This window comes from Microbacterium sp. ZXX196, from assembly GCF_009709595.1.
Lineage (GTDB): Bacteria > Actinomycetota > Actinomycetes > Actinomycetales > Microbacteriaceae > Microbacterium > Microbacterium excoecariae.
The window spans coordinates 1-731 of the sequence record NZ_WMEE01000031.1 but is presented as its reverse complement, the minus strand read 5'-3'; the positions used below and the strand labels follow the sequence as shown (position 1 = coordinate 731).

Genomic DNA, 731 nt, shown 5'->3' with positions numbered 1-731 from the left:
ACCAGTCTCCCTGCCCGAACCTTCGGGCGACAGGACGACTCTCAGAACCACCGGACCTACGAAACGGGGTCAGCCCAGCGGGTGTGACAAAACCGGGGCGGCCGTTCACTCGGGCAGCCACCGTCCTCCTCGCTGGTGCAATGGAGGGATATGTCGAGGCCGTCGTGTCCGAAACCGCTGAGGCCATGTCGTTCACGATCCAACAGATGAAGGACTTCGAGCGTCAGATTGCGTTGAGCCACGGTGTTGCGGTGCGTCACTTGCATCAGCGCACGGCCGTCATCGGCTTACCGTTCGTCGCAGACAGCATCGGATGGAAGGGACTCCCCAAGGGAGGTGTCCGGCAACTACTTGCGGATCTGTCCTCACGGCGGAACACGATTGCTCACGGCGCGGCCCCCGAAGAGGCTCGCGTGAGTGACGTTATACGGTGGCGCAAACTCTGCATCCGGTTCGCTGACGAACTAGACAAGAAGTGCGCTGCGGTAGTTCTCTCGAAAACCGGCACTTCGCCATGGTGAGAATCTTCCGACTCGACATCGCGAGCCTCACCAGACATATGGAAGATACGCCCTAGGCCGTGTGGATTAAGTCGGTCTTGATCCAGATCAGCGTGGCGGCGAGGGCTATCGCGGCGCGGTAGGAGCGGGCTGACTTGTCTGAGCGCATCGCGATGCCGCGCCATTGCTTGAGTTTGTTGAAGCAGCGCTCGACGACGTTGCGTCCCTTGT

At 60.7% G+C, this 731-nt stretch carries 2 protein-coding genes; one reads left to right on the top strand and one right to left on the bottom strand.

Features of this window, described 5'->3' with window-relative positions:
• Positions 1-521: hypothetical protein (locus GJQ66_RS14825; RefSeq protein ID WP_230379569.1), on the top strand; the 521-nt coding region annotated here is incomplete at its 5' end.
• A 52-nt stretch (positions 522-573) separates the two neighbouring features.
• Here GJQ66_RS14825 and GJQ66_RS15440 read toward each other — a convergent pair.
• Positions 574-731, bottom strand: a 158-nt coding sequence (locus tag GJQ66_RS15440; protein WP_155049617.1) for a transposase, incomplete at its 5' end; no start/stop codon positions are given.